Source organism: Chitinophagales bacterium (assembly GCA_041392475.1).
In the GTDB taxonomy this organism is placed as follows: domain Bacteria; phylum Bacteroidota; class Bacteroidia; order Chitinophagales; family UBA2359; genus JAUHXA01.
The window spans coordinates 137,005-157,852 of the sequence record JAWKLZ010000003.1 but is presented as its reverse complement, the minus strand read 5'-3'; the positions used below and the strand labels follow the sequence as shown (position 1 = coordinate 157,852).

12 protein-coding genes are annotated in these 20,848 nt (G+C 38.6%); 3 read left to right on the top strand and 9 right to left on the bottom strand.

Features of this window, described 5'->3' with window-relative positions:
• The first annotated feature begins 36 nt into the window (after positions 1-36).
• Positions 37-981 carry an Omp28-related outer membrane protein gene (locus tag R3E32_23570; GenBank protein ID MEZ4887734.1) on the top strand — a complete coding sequence of 315 codons (945 nt, stop codon included), beginning with the start codon at positions 37-39 and terminating at the stop codon, positions 979-981.
• 25 nt (positions 982-1,006) lie between these two features.
• Entirely contained in the window at positions 1,007-1,951 is a 945-nt protein-coding gene (locus R3E32_23565; protein ID MEZ4887733.1) for an Omp28-related outer membrane protein, read from the top strand.
• Between the two features lie 147 nt (positions 1,952-2,098).
• Here R3E32_23565 and R3E32_23560 read toward each other — a convergent pair whose 3' ends face one another.
• The 9 genes from R3E32_23560 to R3E32_23520 all read right to left on the bottom strand — a co-directional run bounded on the left by R3E32_23560 (position 2,099) and on the right by R3E32_23520 (position 19,120).
• Positions 2,099-3,148 (bottom strand): DUF4835 family protein, encoded by a 1,050-nt coding sequence (locus R3E32_23560; protein ID MEZ4887732.1) that lies wholly within the window; start codon positions 3,146-3,148, stop codon positions 2,099-2,101.
• Between the two features lie 43 nt (positions 3,149-3,191).
• On the bottom strand, positions 3,192-4,412 hold the full coding sequence (gene coaBC / locus R3E32_23555) for a bifunctional phosphopantothenoylcysteine decarboxylase/phosphopantothenate--cysteine ligase CoaBC (GenBank protein MEZ4887731.1): 1,221 nt from the start codon (positions 4,410-4,412) through the stop codon (positions 3,192-3,194).
• Positions 4,413-4,426: 14 nt separating this feature from the next.
• Positions 4,427-4,780, bottom strand: a complete 354-nt coding sequence (locus R3E32_23550) for a DNA-directed RNA polymerase subunit omega (GenBank protein ID MEZ4887730.1) — start codon at positions 4,778-4,780, stop codon at positions 4,427-4,429.
• A 5-nt stretch (positions 4,781-4,785) separates the two neighbouring features.
• Entirely contained in the window at positions 4,786-5,592 is an 807-nt protein-coding gene (bamD, locus tag R3E32_23545) for an outer membrane protein assembly factor BamD (protein MEZ4887729.1), read from the bottom strand.
• Between the two features lie 77 nt (positions 5,593-5,669).
• Positions 5,670-6,932: a PAS domain S-box protein gene (locus tag R3E32_23540; GenBank protein MEZ4887728.1), complete on the bottom strand. Its 1,263-nt coding sequence runs from the start codon at positions 6,930-6,932 to the stop codon at positions 5,670-5,672.
• 169 nt (positions 6,933-7,101) lie between these two features.
• Positions 7,102-8,601: an alanine/glycine:cation symporter family protein gene (locus tag R3E32_23535; protein MEZ4887727.1), complete on the bottom strand. Its 1,500-nt coding sequence runs from the start codon at positions 8,599-8,601 to the stop codon at positions 7,102-7,104.
• Positions 8,602-8,740: 139 nt separating this feature from the next.
• Complete coding sequence (locus R3E32_23530; protein ID MEZ4887726.1) at positions 8,741-9,820, bottom strand: glycoside hydrolase family 88 protein; 1,080 nt, start codon at positions 9,818-9,820, stop codon at positions 8,741-8,743.
• A gap of 726 nt (positions 9,821-10,546) precedes the next feature.
• Positions 10,547-13,498: a T9SS type A sorting domain-containing protein gene (locus tag R3E32_23525; protein MEZ4887725.1), complete on the bottom strand. Its 2,952-nt coding sequence runs from the start codon at positions 13,496-13,498 to the stop codon at positions 10,547-10,549.
• A gap of 357 nt (positions 13,499-13,855) precedes the next feature.
• On the bottom strand, positions 13,856-19,120 hold the full coding sequence (locus R3E32_23520) for a T9SS type A sorting domain-containing protein (GenBank protein MEZ4887724.1): 5,265 nt from the start codon (positions 19,118-19,120) through the stop codon (positions 13,856-13,858).
• 234 nt (positions 19,121-19,354) lie between these two features.
• Here R3E32_23520 and R3E32_23515 point away from each other — a divergent pair, with 234 nt between their 5' ends.
• Positions 19,355-20,833: a T9SS type A sorting domain-containing protein gene (locus tag R3E32_23515; protein MEZ4887723.1), complete on the top strand. Its 1,479-nt coding sequence runs from the start codon at positions 19,355-19,357 to the stop codon at positions 20,831-20,833.
• Positions 20,834-20,848 lie beyond the last annotated feature (15 nt).

Genomic DNA, 20,848 nt, shown 5'->3' with positions numbered 1-20,848 from the left:
TATTTGGTTTTTCTCTATCTTCTAAATACTCCAATGATGAAATCATATCCAACGCCTGTCCAATCATTTGTTGCCATTTTTTCTTTTGTTCTGCTTTTTTTCATGAGTGCTTGTGAGGAAATTCCACCACTCATTGATTTTAGTGAGCCAGCACCAATTGATTTAACCTGTGGTGACAAGTCAAAACTCGAACTTAGTGAGTATTCTCGAATCAATACCAGTTTTGTTTCCAGCGAATTGCCAGAAACTCAATGCAAAATGGTATTGATTGAAGAGTTTAGTGGTGTACGCTGTGTAAACTGTCCTGCTGGCCACCAAACAACTGCCGAAATTTTGCAAAGTCATCCAGATGAAGTTGCTGCTATTACAATACATGCAGGCTTCTTATCAACACCTTATAACGAAAATAAGGAAGATTATGTCATTCCAGAAGGCACAACACTCTATGATTTATTCCAAACCATTGCAGTTCCTGCGGCAGCTGTTGATCGAGTAAAATATGAAGGAGAAGACTTTGTATCCTTGATTAACCGAAATGTATGGGCGGGTAAGGTCAATGAGCGATTGCAGCTTGACCCACCAATGAACGTTTACACCAATTTTGAATACAATCCTTCCAATAGAAACCTTCAAGTTTTTGTGAGGGTGCATTACCTTCAAGCTTTTGACGCAGCATCTACCCACCTATTGAGTGTCAGCCTTTCGGAAAGTGACATAGTTGATTATCAGCTAACTCCAACTGATAATGGTTCAAGTATTGTACTACCAGATTATATTCACGATCATGTACTGAGAGCCATGCTTACACCTGCGTCAGGTCTTACATTGGGTGTAGATAAAATAGAAGGAACAGTTGTTGAGCGGGTCTTCAATATTACTTTACCCGATAACTGGAAAGTAGAAGATATGGAAATCATTGCTTTTGTCCACGATGGCACGACTAATAACGTACTTCAAGCTGCTAAAAAACATATTGAGTAACCTCTAAAATTCTGTTTCTCAAAGTATGAAATCACTAAACAAAGCTATCAATATTTGTGCTTACATCTTACTGTATGCCGTTTTATTCTTCACCACTTCTTGTGAAGAATTACCTCCATACATTGCCTTCAATGAACCCATACCCATTGATTTGACTTGTAAAGAGAAAGCAAATATTGACGAAAATGAATTCTCAAAAACCAATACCAGTTTTGTTTCTAGTGAATTGCCAGAGGCGCAATGCAAAATGGTATTGATTGAAGAATTTAGTGGCGTTAGATGTGTTAGATGCCCTGAAGGACATCAAAAAGTTGCGGATCTTCTTGAATCTCACCCCAATGAGGTCGCCGCAATCACCATGCACGCAGGTTATTTATCGGAGCCGTATCCTGAAAACAGGGAAAATTATGTGTTGGAAGAAGGCGTTTTTCTATACGAACTTTTTCAAGGTATTGCCCTTCCAGCTGCTGCAATTGACAGAACAAAATATAAGGAAGAAGAATATGTAGCGATTGTGAATAAAAATGCATGGGCGGGGAAAGTGAATGAACGGCTGCAAATTACTGCCCCAATGAACCTTTATACACACTATGAATACAATCCGCTAAATAGAGAACTTCAAATATTTGTGAGAGCGTATTACCTCGAAAATTTTGATGCTTCATCTACACATTTATTGAGTGTGAGCCTTTCGGAAAGCAATATCATTGATTACCAATTGGTTCCATTAGGTGAAACTTCCAGCAAAATCCAACCAGACTATCAGCACAACCATGTATTACGTACAATGCTTACACCACCTACAGGTATTACTTTGGATGTAGATAAGGTAAAGGGAATGGTTGTAGAGCGAATCTTCAATGCGATTTTACCCAATCACTGGAAAGTAGAAGATATGGAAATCATTGCTTTTGTCCATGATGGTACGACTAACAATGTACTTCAAACTGCAAAAAAACATATTGAGTAACGCCTAAGAAATTCTTTGAAGAATATTGATTTTCACTACAATAGCTTTGAGACAAAACTTAAAATCGGAAAATTATTTTTTTGGCGTTTCTTAGCTGTTTCAATTTAATGACCTTGAGCAGCTAATAACCAATTACAAGTTATTTCTCTAATTTCCTTTCGTTCGGCTACTTGGCGTTACACCACTTCGGCTATTAGACCTTTGTGGATTATTGTATCTATCACTTGCAGAAGAATTAGGCACTGACCGTGCAGGAACAGCATTTTCTTTATCCTTCCCTACAGAGATACTGCTAATTTTCTTGTATTTAGGTTTATTTGCAGGATCAATTTTTATCATTGCATTGTAGGCACCAGATTTTTCAGGCGGGCCAACTTCATCAGATGCAAAAATATCCAATATTTCATTCGACTTTGCTTGCACAAAAATATCGACTGCCATTGAATTCGGGGTATTTTGATTCACTTGTTGAATTAACTTCAATGCATTGTTGATTGCTGTCCGTGCATTTTTTTGGTTGGAAGACAACATATCTAAGCCATTGAGGTGATAGTCAAAATAAGCTTTTCGGAGATTTTTGAACTTGTTGCTCATCAAATTTTCTATCAACCAATACCGATTCTGATTGCCGTCAAAAGCTGTCCAACCTTTACTTTTATTCCTTGCATTTTGGGCATTGTTCACTATGGATTGAGCTCTCAAAAAATAAGGATTACCTCCTTCTGGTGAAAAACTATCATAATCCAGTCCTATAATAATGTAGGTATAATAGGCCAACACTGCGGTAAGTTCTGAAAGGTAGGCATTGTCGTTGTACTCCAATGGCTGAAACTCAGTGTATTCAAACGTCCAATTCTTATCTTGGTAATTCAACATCACCGTATTGTAACTCGAACTATACACAGGTCTATCGGATTGAACAATGATTTGGGCATTAAAACGATTAGCTGCCAACTCTTCTGAAATAGTAATCAAAAAGCTGCAATCAATTCGCTCTTGTGTTTGGTAACTATCATTTGTCCATTTTCGTGTATTTAAAAACTCTGCGATATCATTCTCCAAAGTTTTAAAGATTTTTGGATCAGCCAATTGCAGTTTGGGTGTTTGTACGACTACTTTTGCATTGAGTTCTTGTGCCACAATTTTTCCTGTAGTGAAGAGAATCAGTAAGAAAAATATGCCTATGTTACGTTTCATGTGTTACGATTTTTTGACAATAAATAAAAATTGCAATTGGGTCTTATATCGAGCTTTTCAATTCTAAGACTTTCTGAATAATGTCTTGTGCTGCCTCATGCTTTGATTTTAACTCAAATTTCTGCAGTCTATTGTATTTATCTAAGATAGTAATTTTATTGGTATTGTGCTTAAATCCTGCCCCTTTATCACGCAAAGAATTGAGAACTATGCCATCTAAATTCTTTTTTTGCAGTTTTTTTTGAGCATTTTCTAACTCATTGTCAGTTTCCAAGGCAAAACCAATCAATAATTGGTGAGCCTTTTTGTTTTCCCCCAAAGTAGCTAAAATATCTTTGGTACGTTTGAGCGAAAGGTGCATACCCGTATCTTCACCTTTCTTTTTTATTTTAGAATCGCTTACTTCAATTGGTGTAAAATCGGCAACTGCTGCTGATAAAATAGCAATATCAGTTTCTTCAAAACGTGAGGTTGTAGCGTCAAACATTTCTTGCGCCGTTTTCACTGCAATCACCTCAATACCTTGATAGCGAGGCAAAAAATTGGTTGGACCTAAAACCAAACAAACCGTTGCACCTTGCTCAAAAGCCGTTTCGGCTAAAGCAATCCCCATTTTACCGCTTGAATGATTCCCAATAAAACGGACGGGATCAATAGCTTCATAAGTAGGTCCTGCGGTAATCAATATTTTTTGCCCCTTCAATGGTTGTGGTGAACAACTTATCAGGTATTCTTCAATTTGTAAAACTATGTTTTCTGGTTCTGCCAAACGTCCCTTTCCGACCAAACCACTTGCTAACTCCCCATGTTCTACCGAAATGAGGTGATTACCATAACTGGTAAGCCTATCTATATTTGTTTGTATAGCTGGATGCAACCACATATCTAAGTCCATTGCAGGTGCAACAAAAACGGGGCATTTTGCAGATAAATAAGTAGCTAAAAGTACGTTGTCACAAATTCCATTTGCCATTTTTGCAAGCGTGTTGGCAGATGTTGGCGCAATAAGCATAAGGTCTGCCCAAAGTCCTAATTCGACATGATTGTTCCAAACTTGTTCTTGGCTGCTAAAAAACTGGGTGACAACAGGATGTTTAGAGAGGGTAGAAAAGGTAAGCGGTGAGATGAAATCGGTTGCGGCTTGGGTCATGATAACCCTTACTTCTGCCCCTTCTTTAATAAATAACCTAGTAAGTATTGCCGCTTTGTAGGCGGCAATACTTCCTGTTATTCCTAATAGAATTTTTTTTCCTTTTAAATGCACAATTTTAAAGAAAATTACTTTTTGTAGGAGGGTCTTTTTTCTTTGTCTGCTTTGCGGAAATAAACTTCATCGTTCATAAATTCTTCCATTGCCAACAATGTAGGATGCGGCATACGCTCATAGAATTTAGAAATTTCGATTTGCTCTTTGTTTTCGTGTATTTCCTCCAATGAATCTGTATTAGATGCAAATTCATTCAGTTTTCCGTGCAATTCTTCCTTTAGAGCTTGAGCGATTTGGCTAGACCTTCTTGCTATAATCACAATAGACTCATAGACATTACCTGTTTTTTTTGCCATTGCATCAATGTTCCGTGCCTGCGCATAAGGAGAAATAGCTTGTCCTTTTTTCTTTTTTGAGTTTGCCATATTATTTATTGTAAGGTTTTAACTTTTTTTAATGATGTTTCATACATGCGTTCCGCCTCTTGTAAATCATTACTTTCGGGAAAACGGTCGATAAAATGGAAGTAGGCATCTATTGCCGCTTCGTATCTCTCCTTTTGTTTGGTCTTAATACTATTCTCAGCTAAAAGGAAAAATGATTTTAATATTAGAAAACGCAAATTTTCCTGTCTTCGTGTGTCAGGAAAATCCTCCAAGATATTCTCGAAGGCTGTTGCCGCTGCTTTATAACTTTTTATTTTGAAATAAAGTTCTGCACTAAGAAAAGCTTTGGTTTCGAGCTTCAATCGAATCTGCTCCATAAGTTGATTGGCTCTCTTCACCTTATCACTATTTGGATACGCATTTGCAAACAACTGAAAATACTCAATGGCTTTCCCTGTATAGGTTTGTTCTAAAGAAGGTTTTGGTGACAGTTTGTAATAGCAATAAGCCGTCATAAACTGTGCATCTTCCGCATAAACGCTTCTTGGATAAGTATCTGCAAAGGTTTTGAAATAATGCGCTGCCAACAAATAATCATCCTGACCATAGTGACTATAGGCATAGAAATAGTAAATCTTTTCTACGTCTTGCGTACCCTTAAATACACTCATCAACTCTTCAAATAAAGGTATGGCTTTGTAATAAGCACCCTCATTGTAGTACTTTTTCGACATTTTCCTTTTGTATTCAAAGTCGGTGCTGCGAAGTACCTTCTGATAAGAATCGCAAGAAGTGTTAAAAATAAGCAGCATCAATACTGCTATTAAACCAAATGTGTGTTTTTTACCCATGACGTGCAAAGATACAGTTTTAGACTCAAAAGTAATTACCCAAACGCATCTTTTACTACTTTCGTTGTCTTGCTTAGTCACTTAACTTCCTTCAATACGATTTGTGCAACACGCTTTCCGCCGAGCATCATAACAGCGGCAGCTACTTCAATAGCGATTACTTTGCCATTGTATTTTACTACTCTAAATCGAGCCACTCCATCTGGGAAGTTATCATTGAAGCCTCTTTTCAGTTTATCTTTGGCAATGGCTTTGTCATTTTTGTGAATAAAGTCATAGCCTCTTCTATTATTCAATTGATTGAAGTCTTCTATTCCAAGTAGCAACATTGCAGCAGGATTGATATCAATAAAAATACTATCTTTATCTAATACTATAATGGGTGCAGGGCTTCGCTTAATCAGATTCTGATAGTACAACATACTTTTTTGAAGCAACTCCTCCCCTCTTTTTTGTTTGGTAATATCTCTTATCATACACAGCGCTTCAAAATTATTGATAGGAGAAAACCGCATTTCATAATACATCAAACCTTCCTCCAATTCCCATTCAAAAGAATATGCCCTTACCTTTGCAGTTTCCAAAGAAAGTTGCAATTCATTCGTCGCTGCCTGAGCATGTTCTTCGGGTAGAATATCCATCATGTTGTTTCCAATGAAAGCAGCTGCGGGTATTGAGTCTTCATCTTTTGCAGGAATATACTCTAAATAATCTCCTTCTTTATTTACCCGAAACATTGCATCAGGAACTGCTTCAAGTAAGGCCTTCTTAGTTTGTTCACTTTCCTTGAGTTTTATCATAGAAAGCGTCAAGTCGTTCATCGTTTTTATCCATTCCAATCCTTGTTTTTCGGCTTCTCTCAACAACATCTCCAAACGTTCATTCACTTTTTGTTGGTGCTGTTCTGTGTCTATTTCTTCTATTTCGGTTACTTCTGCCTGTTCTAAAAAATCCCATAATTCCTGCTTGCTTGTAGGTGATAGGGGCTGAATTAATCTTTTTTCTTTGAATAAATCCCCCATATCTCCTATCAAATTGCTATTGCTTTGCTGAATAGATAATAGAAGCGTCTTCTTATTGATTGAAGAAAGGGGTAAAAGTTTTGTAGTAATTGTCAAAAAAGTAAATGCATCATTTGTTTTGGCAAGTAACTTTTCAGCAGATGCATTTTTATTTGTCGCCAAGGATTGATGTACCAAACGACCTACGATTCTTGTGATATGACTCGAAACTTTGTCAAAAATATTGATAGTTATTTGCGGTGAGACTTTGGATAATATTTCAGAGTCAATAGCTTCTACTATCTGAAAATGCTCATCAATGTGTATGGAAACTTTCATCTTATAAAATATGTATGAAAATGATGGGCTGTATGATCCTGTTCCTTCAAAAAACCAAAAAACAGTATCTACCAAAATACATACCATTTTGACTTGTTTAGTACTATGGCATACAGAAAAGCCTCTGTTGATAACGGACAGAGGCTTTTAATTTTTTTTTGATATACTATTAGTCATGTCGCTTTACCACACCTGACTTGATGTTGGCAATATAATCTTCGATTTCCTTTTTGACCGTTTTTCTCATAATGAACAATCCAAATATGTTGGGAAAACACATCGCAAAAATCATCATATCAGAGAAATCTGTTACTGCTCCAAGGGTTGCAGCAGAACCTACTACTACAAATACGCAAAACAATACTTTGTAGGTAATATCTGCCGTTTGGCTTCTACCAAACAAATAAGTCCATGCTTGAAGTCCATAATAAGACCAGGTAATCATTGTAGAAAAAGCGAAAAGAATCACTGCAATGGACAAAACAAATGGAAACCAACTGATTACGCCCGCAAAGGCATTGGAGGTAAGGGCAACTCCGTCAGCAGCAGTTGAATCGTGATAGTTGTCGGTAATGATAATCACCAACGCTGTCATCGTACATACGACTACTGTATCAATAAACGGCTCTAATAATGCTACCAAACCTTCGCTTGCAGGATTATTGGTTTTCACCGCAGCGTGAGCAATTGAAGCAGAGCCTACACCAGCTTCATTGGAAAATGCTGCCCGTCTAAATCCTTGTATTAGAACACCTATAAATCCACCTGCAACAGCTTCATTAGAAAAAGCCAAAGTAAAGATTTTACCAATTGCACTTGGCAACTCTCCTATATGCATGCCAATAATTACTATGGCTGCTGCCATATAAATACCGACCATAAAGGGTACTATTTTTTCTGTTACATTCGCAATACTCTTGATACCTCCAATAATAACCACTGCTACTAACACTGCCATTAATAGACCAAACACCCAGCCAGAGCCTTCTAAAAGTCCAAATGTACTGGAAAACTGCTTGAATGCTTGATTGACTTGAAACATATTTCCACCTCCAAAGGAACCTCCAATGCACATAATGGCAAAAAATATAGATAATATTTTGCCCAAACCTCCCATACCTCTCTCCGCCAATCCTTGACTTAGATAATACATTGGTCCGCCATATACTTTGCCTTTAGCATCCATCTGTCGGTATTTGACACCCATAGTACATTCTACCATTTTGGTGGACATACCTAAGAGTCCTGCCACAATCATCCAAAAAGTAGCTCCTGGTCCTCCAACAGAAATTGCAATCGCCACACCTGCTATATTTCCTAATCCAACTGTTCCTGATAAGGCTGCTGTCAATGCCTGAAAATGCGACACTTCTCCTTTATCATCAGGATCTGTATATTTTCCTCTCACTATATCTATCGCCAATCTAAAGAATCTAATATTGGTGAACTTCATATAGACCGTAAAAAATATCGCTCCCGCAACCAACCATAGAAGCACCAAGGGTACATCCTGTCCACTAAGTTGAGCTATCGGAAAAAAGACGATTGCTACGACTACATCTGTAATCGGCTGAAAAATATCGTTTATCCTTTCGTCTATGGATTTGTCTTGCGCCCACATCAACTGAGGCAAGAGTAAAGTTGTAATTAAGTAAATGATTCTTCTCATAATAATAAAGGGATTTTTTTAAAAACCAAAATAACAAAAAAATATTCAATATCCGTAATTATATGGATATTGAATAGACACAAAAGAAAAAAAATAGCTTTTAGTGCAAGTTTTGCCTATCCGCTCATTTCAAAAGTTGTTATTTATTCAGTTCAATGGCCGCCAAAATGAATGGCCCTGTTGCCTTTGGATCATTGTCTTTTTTTCTTTCATTCACATAATATTCAAATGAGCCATCTCGATAAGGATCTCCGCCAAGACCGGCAACTGCACAAGCTTGTGTAATGGTAATTTCCCCTGCATCATTAACTTTTACCAAATCTCTTATCAAGCCATCAAACGCTTTATTTGCTACTTCTTTATATGTTGAAGGAAGGTAGCCTTTGTTTACTCCTTTTGCAAAAGCATAGGCAAACATAGATGTACCAGATGCCTCCAAATAGTTTCCACCTGTTGCACCTCTGTCAGTCACTTGATACCAAAGTCCTGAAGAATCTTGAAACTTCGTCAATGCCGTTGCCAATTGATTCAAGTATGTCATCAATTCTTTTTGTTTGGGGTGATTATCAGGGAAGTAATCCAATACATCTACCAATGCCATAGCATACCAACCCAATGAGCGTGACCAGAAATTGGGCGAAGTCCCTGTTTCTTTATTCGCCCACTCCATTTGTTTACTTTCGTCCCAACCGTGGTAAAGCAAGCCTGTGTTTTCATCCCGTGCATATTTTTGAATCAATTCAAATTGAAGTGCAATATCATCGAGTTTATCGCCATTCTCATAAGTAGTATTGTACCGAATATAAAATGGTTCTCCCATGTACAAACCATCTAGCCACATTTGGTTTGTATATCTTTTTTTATGCCAAAAACCTCCACTTTCTGTTCTAGGTTGCTCAGCTAATTGTCCTCTAAGAGATTGCATGGCTTTAAGGTATTTTTCTTCTTTTGATTTATCATATAGTTCAAAAAGAATTCGTCCAGCCGCAATCATGTCAATATTGTAACTATCAAAATCTAAGCTAGGAATTGCACCCGAATCCTCTATCGTCACATCTGCATATTCCTTTACATAGTTGTAATATTTTTCGTCCTTCGTATTATTGTATAATTCTAAGAATGAAGTCAAAACCAAGCCATGAACATAATCCCATTTAGGCTTCTCCTTATCATCAATTTGATAAGCCATAGGATGTTTTTTCATGAGTGTGAGTGCCATTCTTTCTGACCATTTTAGGTCATTAGGAATAACCACAGTAGTTATTTGCTTTTTTTCAGTATTCTCTTTACTGTCATTTTTGCAACTTGTAAATAAAATTATAAAAATGAGTATCATAAACATCGCAAAGGAGAATCTTCTTGGTGAGACCATATTGATTTATTTTCTTAATTTTATAGATTAATTAATAATTATGTGTCAAATAACATAAAGAATCATCATACTTTATATACATCCTTCAAGCCTATTGACTTAGCATTCAGATATTCAAAAATTTACCTTTAGGCTCAGCTTTAATTTGGTTTGAGCTTTAAACATAAGCATTTTCATCGGTTTTTTTAGTTTCACTGCAAAAGGTTATCATCAATATTTTTTTATATCTCCACACATAAGCCTCCAAATTTATTATTTGGAAGGGCTTGCACGATTACACTAATATTTGACAAATTCCGTGTAGGATGTAAAGTCTATGGTAGTCTGATTTCACAACAAAATAATTATCAGCAAAATAGCCATCTAATTTTCAAACGAATAGATTCTCGTAGTCTCAAAAATGCAAATTCAGATCCCCCATTGAAGACAAGTAAATTGAATCTCATGAATAACCATCAGATACTTTGGTTTTTTTTACCAAAAAGCCCTTCCAAATTTATTATTTGGAAGGGCTTTCATGACTACACCAATAAAATACATTTTCTAAGAAACATTTGAAGTTAGTCTTACCAGTTAATGGTAAATAACCACTTTTTCTTGCTGCATTTCATTATTGAAGGTAATCCTAATAAGGTAAACGCCTTGCTGTAAATCAGATGTATTCAGTTGATAGTTTTTCAGTTGTACTCCTTTAGTTTCAAATACTTGCTTTCCTGCAAGATCAAACAAAACAATGCTTGCCTCTCCTTCTCCAAGATATGTATTCACAATGTTCAGCACCTCAGTAGCTGGATTTGGATATATTTTCACCAAATTATCTACCAATTTGATATCATTAATTCCCACTTCTTCATCTGCAAGATCATACACCACAATATCATCTACACCCGCTTCAACAATACTCCCTCCATCAAATTGTAATCCAGCATTTAAAATCAAGGGATCGGATGCGACAAAACGGAGTTGTACCGTATTCTGAACATTCCCATAATCCTTCAATCGAATGGAAGAAAATCGCCAGCTAGCATCTGCAATATTTGCCTCTTCAATTTGCTGCCAACTACCTCCATCAACAGAAACATAGACTTCCCAAAAATCATTGCCAGGATTTGCCCCTTGATCATTGCTGTACCAACGATAGTAAGATACTGCAGTAGCAGTATAGCCTTTTACATTGTAAACAGGTGACAATAAGGTGGTTTTTCCATCATCAATGTCATTGCCTCCCACTCCATTACCGCCATTCGCATTGCCCGTAAAAGCACAACGATTGTCATTAGTAGGTGAGTTATCATTCGCCATTTGCACCTCTCTTCCTGCATCATTGAAGGTTGGATTCGGTGTACCAATTTCCCAAATTCCTGTGCTTGCATCATCATCAGCTTCACCAATTGTCCAGCCATGTTCCAACTCCGAAAAATCATCTCTTATTTTTTCTTCATAACCTACCAATATTTGATAAGTCAAATTTGGAAACTCCAAATTCGTCACCCCAATTGGATTAACCGCAGGAACTGCATCTATATTACTTTGTACTTCAATATAATAATCAATAATCGTTCCCTTAGACTTTGGTACAATCCAAGTAGTATAATTGTTATCATTATTGAAGTTGTAAGCATCAGCTACAGTATAGTGACTATCTCCACGCTCTTTATGCTTCACCACTGTCCCTTTCACAAAAGGTTCATAATTAAAATCAACATTGACCGTAAAATCTATCTGAACCACATTTTCAGCAGCCGCTAAAGGAATGTTCTCATGCTCTACCTCCGCTGCCAACTGCAATTTGATACCATGCAAAGCAAATGCTTCTATAATCGCCTCGCTATTAGGCGTGCCATCCGCCAAATTTCCATTGTCATCGTCTGCAATTAGTGCCTGAAACAACACATCACTGTACAGCAAACCTTCCTGCCCATCCCCCCTCATTGGAGTTCCATAATGTGAATTGATAAAAATTTCAAACATTTCGTTCATGCCAATCCTTTGTCCCAAATCCCACCAAGCACCTGCAATGATTTCACCATCATCGTGTACCTCACCCGTTAAATCTTCAGGATACACTTTCGGATCAATATCATACCTACGAATAAAAGAATTACCCGACCCCATTAAATATCCTCTTGAAAGAATCGGCTCATTGGTAATTGACAATCCCCAAACATCTGCATATCCTTCACCCAATGCACCATTGAAGAAGTTAGAACCCAAAAAGTCATAAAATGCCGAATTGATATTGTGTCCATATTCATGGTAAATCACATCTGCCATCAATGCCAATGTCCAACAGCCGCCTCCCTGTCTAAAAAAATTGATACTATATCCGTCAGCAAACGCATTGCATGTTCCATCGGTCAAATCTATGTGTGCAGGCATACTATAATCCAAACTCGTCATACCCGCTGGCAACCAAAATTTCATCCAATCATGCACTGTATTAACCGATTTGTAGGCAGATACCGCCACTAAGTCCGCATCATCTGGCAATAAAACCTGCTGAACATCATTAGAGATACCGACTTCATAACGTGGAATATTCGCACTGTTTCGATTCGGTCCCTCATAAACCGTACAATAATCTCCCTGAATATACACAGTAGCAGTAGTAGGTTCATCTAACTCTACTCCCAACCTTCCATCTTTATCCGTTTTATACTCTTCCCCATTTACCACTACACGCATATTCGGTAAGAATCCCAACTCAGCAGGATTGTTCGCATTTGTTGTAGCATTTCCCATAATCGTCCATTCTCCCTGAACAGGAGGCTCATACCTATGAATTTGATTTTGACGATAATAAACCGTACCATTATTCGCATCCACCAATGTATAAAGACGCTCAGGAGAACTATCTTCATCTATCAAACTAACCATACCTTCATAAACCAACCGATACGCATATCCATTTGCAGCAGGAATGGGCAAAATCTTCAATCCTTCAATAGTTACATTATCAATAGTTCCCTTTACAGAAGTTGACATAAAATTGCCAATCAAATCTTGGGCAATTAACGGATAAACCTCTATTTCTTCATGATTGTAAACATCCATCGTAAAACTCACTACTTCAAATTGCTTTGTCATCACCACTTGCACCGAAGCATTCCAAAAGTCGATATTTTGGTATTGCTGAACGAATTTGACATAGTAATACTTATCCGTTTCATTCGTTTGTTCAAACTTCAAATTTTGCAATGGAATATCAAAACCCTTCAATTCAGTAGCCATAAAAAATCTGGCTTTGTCTTCAAGTGTTCCTTCTATATCCACTTCAATCGGCGTTCCTGCGGCTCTCAATGGCAATTGATTGATGGTATTGAAAGAAACATACCAGTGTCCATTTCTCTTTTGGAATTGTTTCCAAGCAGACTGATTTCTAAGCGATTGTTGCTGCCCTACTTCTTCAATATTCACAGTTCTATGAAATACAGAATACTCATTTGAATGTTCATTGGCATAAATAATGCTGCTTGCCAAAAAACAAAAAATCAGTAGGAAAAATAAATTGTTAAAATGCTTCATTGTGATGGATTTAAAAGCGTAAAAAAATCAGCTAGGTTTAAAATTAGCTACGTGTAAAACACCAATATACTTATTTGAACAAAGATGCAATCATAGCACAAAAAAAAATGCTATTCAACGGACATTACACTTCATTTTGAGACTCACAGATATTTTTAGCGAAACCGTCAAATATTATTGAAGTTACTTTTGAAAGCATACTAATTTTCAAACATTCTATATCTTCAAAATTAAGCGTCAATAGTCTCATTCTACTAAAATTTTCGATAAACCTATTTTGATTTCTACAAAATAAAAAATCCCCAGCAGCCTAAGCCACTGGGGATTCTTATTATTTTATCCAGATATATACCACTATTACTTAGTGATGTATAATCTTTCGTGATATACTGCGCCCAAATCGGTTGTTAATTGAAGTAAATAAACACCAGATGGAAGGCTTTCACTATTGAATGGCAATTTGTAAACAACGCCACCTTCAGCTTGACCGTCATATACTTTTGCTACTTCACGGCTGTCTAATGTGTAGATAGTCGCTTCAACATAAGTACCCTCAAGTACACTGAACTCAATAGTTGTCTCATTTGTAAACGGATTAGGATAAACTTTCACCGTTTCTAACAATTGAGCATCCAAATCAGCTTTACCAGGTTTAGGACGGCAACCGCCTCTACGCCCGATTATTCCACTTCGGCCTACATAAATATCTTGAACAGTAGTAGTACCAGCACAATCTGTAACTGTTACTCCATAAGTACCAGATGCTAAGTCAGCCAAGATAAATGAGCTTGTTCCGTCTGCATCAACATCTGGAGCTGTGAATGTACCTGATTCAGAGAATCCATTTGTAGAAGCAGCATCATAACTGTATGTTCCACAGCTATCATCACCACCTGATACAAATACGGTAATTGCTCCGTCAAAGTCAGCAGGACAAGTTTCTGGATTCACCTCAGTACTCACAATTTGTGGTAGAGGTTCTGGATTTCCATCACTACTAAATACAACAGCAGCATCAGAACAACCATTAGAATCCGTGATAGTCAATGTCCACTCAGCTTCATCGGTATAAACTACTTGGTAGTTGATACATCCAGGAGTAGCAGAAGGATATGTATTTACAGTTGCAAATCCACCAGAAGAAGTGAAATCAATACTGTAAGGCATGATACCTCCACAAGCCTCAGCAATATAGACATTTTGACCAGTAGCATTGTCTTCTGAAGCTTGACCTGTACCTGCAAGAGGTTCAAATGGCTCAGGAACAGTAATAGATGCACAAACATAGTCGTAACATCCATCTTGTATGCTTCCTGTATCACCGATATTATCCAAACCTGCTCCAATTGGAGATGGGTTAGGATCACAGTCCGTACATTCGTTGTAAGCACATACTAGGTAATCACCAGGTTCTACATCTTCAAATGTACCTGTAGAAGAGCTAGCTTCTTGTTCCGCAACGAAGGTTGTGTTTCCTAAGTTATCTTCTGAGTACAAGAAGAAGTAGTTGCTATACGTTTCATCTTGGTTTTCACCAACAGTTGTAGCAATGATAGGCTCACCTGGACAGATAGCATCTGTATTAAGTGTCAATTCACCAGCAGCAGCCAAACAAGGAGTTGCACTTACCTCAGCAGTTGCAGTTCCTGAACAACCATCAGCAGTAGTAACAGTCACTGTATAAACACCTACTACTGTTGTAGCAATTGTTTGTGTCGTTTCACTGTTAGACCAAAGGTATGTGTTAGGCATTGTTGGATATCCACCTGCATCCAAGAACGCTTCTCTACCACGGCAGAACTCAAATGTTCCTGTGATGGTTGGAGCTGGAGTTGGGTAAAGTGTCAATGCAACGGTTGCAGTTGTTGTACAACCTGTATCGTTCGTTACAGTTACAGTGTAAACATCGCCATCTACGGCATCGGCACCAGCTACAGTTGCTTCTGATGTAGTTCCTGTTGCAGGGCTACTCCATGCATACGTTTCACCAACACCACCTTCTACTGTTGCAGTTAATGTAACGTCAGCACCATCACATACAGCTTCTGTTGCTGCTGTTGCAGTTGGAGATGGGTTCAATGTGATTGCTACGGTTGCAGTTGTAGAACAACCTGTATCATTCGTTACGGTTACAGTGTAAACATCGCCATCTACTGCATCAGCAGCAGCTACGGTTCCTACTGAAGTTGTACCTGTTGCTGGGCTGCTCCACGCATAAGTTGCATTGCTACCACCTTCTACTGTTGCTTCTAAAGTAACATCTTCACCTGAACATACAGCAGTACTTGCTGCAGTTGCACTTGGTAATGGATTTACAGTAATTGCTACGGTACCTGTTGAAGAACAACCTGTATCATTTGTAACAGTTACAGTGTAAACATCGCCATCTACTGCGTCAGCAGAAGCTACAGTGATTGCAGAATCTGTGCTTCCTGCATCATCACTCCATACATAGGTAAAGGTAGTTCCACCTGTTGCCATAACAGATACAGAAACATCTTCACCAGCACATACAGCAGTTGTCATTGCTGCGGCAGTTGGTAATGGATAGATAGTCAATGCTACAGTTGCGGTTGTAGAACAACCTGTATCATTCGTTACAGTCACAGTATAAACATCGCCATCTACTGCATCAGCAGAAGCTACGGTTGCTACTGAAGTTGTACCTGTTGCAGGACTACTCCATGCATAAGAAGTACCAGCACTTCCACCACTTACAGAGACTACATTTGCAGTCAATGTAGCGTCAACACCAGCACATACAGCAGTTGTTACAGCAGTTGCACTTGGAAGTGGATTAACAGTGATTGTTACTTCAGCAGTTGTAGAACAACCTGTATCATTCGTTACAGTTACAGTGTAAACATCACCATCTACTGCATCGGCACCAGCTACAGTTGCTACTGATGTAGTTCCTGTTGCAGGGCTGCTCCATGCATACGTTGGATTGCTACCACCATCTACAGTTGCTTCTAAGCTAACATCTTCACCAGCACATACAGCAGTTGTTGCAGCCGTTGCAGTTGGTAATGAATTGACAGTAATGGTTACTTCTGCAGTTGAACTACATCCTGTGTCGTTGGTAATGGTTACAGTATAAACGTCGCCATCTACTGCATCAGCAGAAGCTACAGTTGCTACTGAAGTCATACCTGTTGCAGGGCTACTCCATGCATAGGTTGCATTGCTAACGTCCATTCCACTTACAGACAAGCTAACATCTTCACCAACACATGCAGCAGTACTCATTGCGATTGCTGTTGGTAATGGATTGATGATCACTTCTACTGTAGCAGTTGCAGAACATCCTGTAGCATTGGTAGCGGTTACGGTATAAACACCTGCGCCTTGATCAGCATTGGTAAGGAAACCATCTAAACCTACTCCGCTATGACCATTTGACCATACGAAAGTATCGGTTAAGATATTTTCTGTTACCACAGCTAAGGCTGCAGTAGGACCACCCTCACAAGTTGCAGTTGGCTCTACTGTGGCAGTAGGCATTGGTGAAGCATTTATAGTAACGGCTACTGTTGCAGTTGTGCTACAAGTTGTAGCATTTGTAACAGTTACAGTGTAAACATCGCCATCTACGGCATCAGCAGCTGCAATTGTAGCTTCAGAAGTAGTTCCTGTTGCTGGGCTGCTCCATGTGTAGGTTGCATCATCGCCACCATCTACTGTTGCAGTTAAAGTAATATCATTACCAGCACATGCTTCCTCTGTTGTTGCCGTTGCAGTTGGAAGAGGATTGATGGTTGCAGCAACTGTTCCTGTGTTAACACATCCTGTCACGGCATCTGTAACAGTGACAGTATATACATTGGCATCTACTGCTTCTGCAATTGGATTGCCAGCAGCAGCAGTTCCGCCAGAAACAGAACCTGATGATACTGATCCCTCACCCCATGTATAAGCAGACCCATCAACAGCGTTTGTTGTAAAGTCAAACACAAGTGTGTTGTTATCGTCACCATCGCAAATTGGGCCTGTAACATTGGCAGTGATAGTTGGCAATTCATTCACTGTGATTGCCACAGTTGAAGTTGTTGAACAACCTGTTTCATTGGTTACAGTTACAGTATAAACATCACCATCTACTGCATCAGCAGAAGCTACGGTTGCTACTGAAGTCGTACCTGTTGCAGGACTACTCCATGCATAAGTAGAACCAGCTGTTCCACCACTTACTGTTGTAGCCAATGCCACATCTCCACCAACACATGCTGCTGTTGTCAATGCAGTTGCAGTTGGAGAAGTATTAATTGTAACAGCTACGGTAGCGGTTCCAATACATCCTGTAGCGTTGGTAACAGTCACAGTAAATACATCACCATCACTGGCAGTTCCTGCAGGTATAGTTGCAGTAGCCATAGTTCCTGTTGAACCAATAGATCCACTCCATGTGTAGGTTGTTTCATCGCCACCCATTACCATTGCAGTTAAAGTGACATCATCACTGCTACAAGCTTCTTCGCTTGACGCACTTGCAGTTGGAACTGGGTTGATGGTTGCTTCAACGGTTGCTGTATTGATACATCCTGTTACAACGTCTGTAACAGTCACGGTGTAAATTTCACCATCTACTGCACCAAACAATGGGTTTGGAGTTGCAGAGACAGACCCTCCAAAAGGGCCAGGACCAGCTGTAGAGGTTGTACTTGATGCTACTAATCCACCACTCCATGTGTATGGTGAACCAGGATCAGCACTTGTGAAGAAGCCTACAGTAACTGTATTCGAAGGATCATCACCATCACAGATAGGACCTGTAATGTTTACTGTTTGAATACTTGGAAGAGCATTTACTGTAATTATTACTTCATCGGTTGAAGAACAACCTGTCTCATTGGTAACTGTTACAGTGTACACATCGCCATCTACTGCATCAGCAGCAGCAACAGTTGCTACTGAGGTAGTTCCTGTTGCAGGACTACTCCATGCATATGTAGTACCAGCTGTGCCACCACTTACGGTTGTGGCCAAAGCAACATCTCCACCAACACATACAGCTGTTGTCATTGCTGTTGCGGTTGGTGTAGTGTTAATGGAAATCGCTACGGTAGCGGTTCCAACACAGCCAGATGCACTTGTTACGGTTACGGTGTAGATATCACCCTCATTTGCATCTGCTGGGGCAATGGTAATAGAAGAGGTAGTACTCATGCTTGCATCACTCCATGCATACATCGCACCTGCATCACCTGCTGCGACCAAAGTAATATCTTGGCTACTGCATCCATCCGCACCGTCAATGCTAGGAGCAGTACCGTCACTCACGACAAATGTTTGATTGATGGTGTTACCAATTTGACAGCCACCACCAAGGCTACCCAAGGCAATGAAACTAATGGTGTGAGAACCTGGTCCCGCCACATAGGGATCGAAGGTAGCTACTTGATCGGTTGGACTGGCATCTACAACACCGTCTCCAGTAAATACACCAGTAGTGCTACCTGCGCCACTGACGGTAATAGTTATTGGACCACTCCCAGGACAGAAGGGGCCCTCGGGGGTAATCGTTACCGTTGCGCTTGTACACGCAGCGGTAATTGTTGAAGACGGCAATAAACATAGGAATGCCGCCAAAATAAGTGATAAACAAATAAATCTTTTTATCATAATAAGAGCACTTTAAGTGAAAAAAAATTATACCCTACAAAGGTAAAAAATTATTTGATGCTAAGGAACACCTTTTTAATAGTTTTTGCGAATAATTGGATATTTTTTTTGAAGGTCGTAAGAATCTAAAACATAATTTCTAATTTTGACATTTTGAAGTACATAGTATGTTGTACTTCAACAGACATTTTTTACTACTTACATTTACTTACATTGTTCAATACTGTAATAGACATGAAAAAACAAATTGCACTGTTTTGTATTTCTTTTTTATCTACTCTTTTCCTCTTTGCTCAGGATTTCACTTACTTCAATAAAAAAATTCAAATAGGCAATACTCCCTACCCTTCTTCTGTAGTTTATCCATTAGAAGATGGATACATGACTATCAGCACTTTCGAAATAGCAGGTATCAAAGCACTTATGTGGGCAAAGCTTGGCTCTGACGGAGAGATATTGGAAACTCGTTTTATAGATCAAGATGACCGCATCTTAGAGGATATAGCTACAGGTGATTTATTGCTTCAACATCCTAATGGAAATTATTATCTTTCTTATGCGAAACGCAAAACTGATAATGAAGATGATGTAGATATTGCCTTGTTGTCCTTCAATGCAGAAGAAGATGCCTTGATTAAGAAAGAATATGGAACGGATAAAAAAGAAATTCCTACTTTTTTGGTCGCTACTCCTGATAAAGGTTTTCTGTTGGGTGGTATTCAAGACCCAGATGGAAATGCCAAATACTACGTAGTCAAAATAGATGCTAAAGGGGAGATTATTTGGGAAAAAACATATGGTACGAATGTCGTAGGGAATGCTTCAATGGTGGTTAGAGACGAAACTTATTTTTTGTTTGGAACTACAGAAACAAGAAAAAATGGGCGAGATATGTTGTTGACATCTATCAGTAGCATAGGCATCACTAACTGGACTAAAACGTATGGTGAAAAAACAGACGATACGGGTTTAAAAATAGGACTTTTGCCCAAAACAGGATATATGATTGCAGGTAGGATAGAAGAAAAGGGTGAACAAAAACAATATTATGCTATTGTAGATGAAAAAGGGGAAGTGGTCGCTAAGAACACTTATTTTGTGGAAGGCATTGGAAATTTAGAAACACAGTTGCTACCCGTTTTAGATGGAAAGGGATTTATTGGTGTGAGTAGTTTCACAAATAAAGATGGATACAAACAGCCTTTAATCATGCGAATAGACGATGAGGCAAAGGTACTGTGGTCTATTTCTTCACTTACACCTACTGCAAAGGCGGATGTGTATGTGAAGGATATTGAAGTGGGAAAAAATAAAAAAGGGTATGTATTGACAGGCTACAATCCCGATGCTAAGTTGCCCTATGGCTGGGTTGCTTCTTTTGACTATACAGGTGTTCACTGTTCTACTTTTGCTTGTGATAGTACGAATGTGGTAACGGAGATAAAGGATATAAATGTTAAACCGACTGTTGAAGTAGTAACAAATCCTGTCAATGCGGTTTACCACATTAATTACAATTTTCCTAAGCTAGAGAAAATTGCTCCTTCCTTTTATTTGTATAACTTGGCTGGCGAACAGGTGGTAAGTACCAATTTGGATGTGACTAAACAGACCATGAGCATGAGTACTTCGGATTTGCCATCAGGAATGTACATTTACATTACTACGTATAGAGGAATAAAAGTAGCAAGTGGTAAATTAATAGTAAAATAATACTGGCATAGATAG